The 2,805-nt window shown below is 61.3% G+C and carries 3 protein-coding genes; 2 read left to right on the forward strand and 1 reads right to left on the reverse strand.

Going from position 1 to position 2,805, the window contains the following annotated elements; all coding sequences use genetic code 11:
• Positions 1–372: hypothetical protein (locus tag JT360_RS32890; protein ID WP_214477561.1), on the forward strand; the 372-nt coding region annotated here is incomplete at its 5' end.
• 9 nt (positions 373–381) lie between these two features.
• On the forward strand, positions 382–1,308 hold the full coding sequence (locus tag JT360_RS32895) for a hypothetical protein (protein ID WP_214477557.1): 927 nt from the start codon (positions 382–384) through the stop codon (positions 1,306–1,308).
• A gap of 971 nt (positions 1,309–2,279) precedes the next feature.
• On the opposite strand, the gene JT360_RS32900 is transcribed toward JT360_RS32895, so the two are convergent.
• On the reverse strand, positions 2,280–2,675 hold the full coding sequence (locus tag JT360_RS32900) for a hypothetical protein (protein WP_214477559.1): 396 nt from the start codon (positions 2,673–2,675) through the stop codon (positions 2,280–2,282).
• Positions 2,676–2,805 lie beyond the last annotated feature (130 nt).

The raw sequence follows: 2,805 nt of genomic DNA on the forward strand, positions 1-2,805 counted from the left end.
GGCCGCCCTATCGGAAACCGCATTCTCCTCACCAACTATACTCGGCGGAAGATACAAGCTCTGTCCGCGGACATCAGGCGGCAATTTGCACTTGCTGTCATACTCATCCAGAAAACGCGCTGTCGGTCGCCAATCTGGATATTTGAGGTCTCGGCAAGCTTTTTGAGACGTTGGCGTGCCCAGGGCGCGCCAATGTCGGCTGGTACAATCGAAATCATTGAGGAGCTGCCGGAACAGAAGGCCTTCCAAGACATTGTGACAGTGTCGATCATAATTTCTTGCAGGGAGGCTTTCATGGGACGCGGCATTCTACTGTGGTTGCTCGGAGTTCCGATTCCGATCATCATTCTCCTCATGCTTTTCATGCGATAGGAGGCCTCCATGCAGTCATCCGCCCTATCGGCTGTCGGCGTATCGACTTCGACGGAATCATCCTCCACGGCCGTCAGCTGGGGACCGATCATCGCCGGTGCCTTCGCGGCCTCCACGCTGACCTTCATCCTCATGCTGCTCGGCTCCGGGCTTGGGCTGACCATGGTTTCACCATGGTCGGGCTCTGGCCTCTCAGCGACCAGTTTCGCGGTGTCGACCGCGATCTGGCTTATTGTCGTGCAATGGCTGTCGTCCGGGGTCGGCGGCTATCTAGCGGGCCGGCTGCGCACCAAATGGGTCGGCATCCACACCGACGAGGTCTACTTCCGTGACACCGCTCACGGCTTCCTCGCTTGGGCATTGGCCACCTTGCTCGTCGTCGGCGTGCTCGGCTCGGCGCTTTCGGCAGCGATTGGGTCGGGCGTACAGGCGGCATCCAACGTGGCTTCGGGCGCCGCCATGGGAGCGTCGGCGGGCGCCTCCGCCAATGCCGGCAACACATCGGCGTCGGCCGACAATGCGACCTCCTACCTGGTGGATTCGCTGTTCCGGCCGGCCGATCCGGCCAAGCTCGCGACCGGTAACCCCGGCGACCAATCCGCCGCGGCAGCGCAAGCCTCGCGCATCCTGATCGCCGGCGCTGTCGCCGGTGAAGTGTCCGCGGAGGACAAGACATACCTGTCGCAACTGGTGGCCGCGCGCGCCGGCCTCTCCGAGGCCGACGCCAAGACGCGCGTCGATGCTGTCCTGGCCAAGGCTCAGGATGCCAAGGTCAAGGCAAAGCAGGCAGCCGACACCGCCAGAAAGGCCAGTGCGACCTTTGCCCTGCTCGGCGCCCTGTCGCTGGTCGTTGGCGCCTTCATAGCCAGTGCTGCTGCGGCCCTCGGCGGCAGGCAGCGCGACGAAGAGGAAGCGATTTTCCTGGATAGCCGCTGAACGCGGGCACGAACCTAGAAGCCTGGCTGTAGGACAGCACCGTGATAAGCGCCGCTTCAGGCTTGTAACGTGCCGGCGCTTTCAGCAAATCGATTGCCTGAGATCGCTGCCTCTCATAGGGGCATCAAGCGAGAGCGTGCCTTTGTGCGGGAGCCAACGTTCTGCAGGAGCCAATTCGCCTTCAATGACGGCCAGGAGCATCGATTGGATAACATCGTCGCGCATGAAGCGCGACTTGCGCCAGGTCGCGTGGCACCAGCTGCCGGGGCATGAGCCGCTGGAACCGAGAGCGGCAAACGATCCTAGTCAGCCGAGCCCCCGCTCGATGCTCCATCGCGTCGGCAATGACCTCGAACACCTTCCACCTCATCACTGATTCCCCTCGGTCCTAATCCCTTTCCCGATTCCCGGGTTTCATTGCTTGGTCGGCAAGGTCGCTGATAGCAACCGGAGATGTTGGCTCCCAGTTCAAGCTGCGTCTCGCCTGCCCCCTCCCCAACTAGCTCCAGCACCCTATCCGCCAAATCGCGCTGGTAATGCCCGGATTTGAACAGGCTTCTTCCAATGCGCTCGTGCGGACAGAACGTCAGAGTGTGACCCGCGAATTGACGGGTCACCAGCACGATATCCTTGGTTGCGCCGCGGCTAAGATGACGGGGCAACGACGCGGGCCACTGACTCGCCCGTGACCTGCGAAACGGCCCACTAGATGAGTTCGGATGCGAGAGTACGTCGATCAAGCTTGCTCTACAGCAGACTCATGCATCCCGACCTCCTTCGCAAGAGCCCGCAATTGGGCCGGTGGCGCCTCGAAAAGCTTCCAAGAACCCCAGTCGGTTCCTAATTGTAAAACCGTTGAACGACCACTTTGCCCGGAAGCCGAGGCTCGAGTGCATTCCCCGGCTGACAGGCGGTGCGCTACATCGCAGAGGGCGTAACGCGATGGTCGCGCAGCCCGGAAATGGCCCTGATCAAAGATTGAAAACGTGCGAAGCGGTCAGCCCCGCGAGCAGCACGCCCGCAAGGAGAGCGACGATCGAGGCGAGGAACCAGCGCAGCGTGACTTGATAGACCGGCTCGTCGTCGTCCCGAGGGAGCAGTGACCGCCACAGTGCGACGAGCTGAAGAATGATGGCCACCGCGAGCAGGAGCGTTGCTAGGATCGATGCGACCGTCCATCCGCCCTCAGCTTCGAAATTCCAGTAGCGGAGGAAAAGAAGCGAGAATCCGAGCAGCACGGTGATCGCGGAGATGACACCCTGTCGGTAGCCGCCGGGCAAGGGAACTCTGCGTGCCATGATTGCCTGAAAACCTTGCTCGATGGCCTCATCAGGATAGTCGTCCTGGCGCTTGGGCGGCTCGGTCATTCCTTGATTCCATATCCGGGACTTCGCCCTCGTGAAAAAGATGGATGACGACGAACGGCTATCGATACCTTGTTGCAGGTGGCGCGCCGCACTGAATGCTTCCCCTCGTCAGACGGCTGTCTAAGGATCA

It is taken from the genome of Mesorhizobium sp. dw_380, assembly GCF_018588885.1.
Classification (GTDB): Bacteria; Pseudomonadota; Alphaproteobacteria; order Rhizobiales; family Rhizobiaceae; genus Mesorhizobium.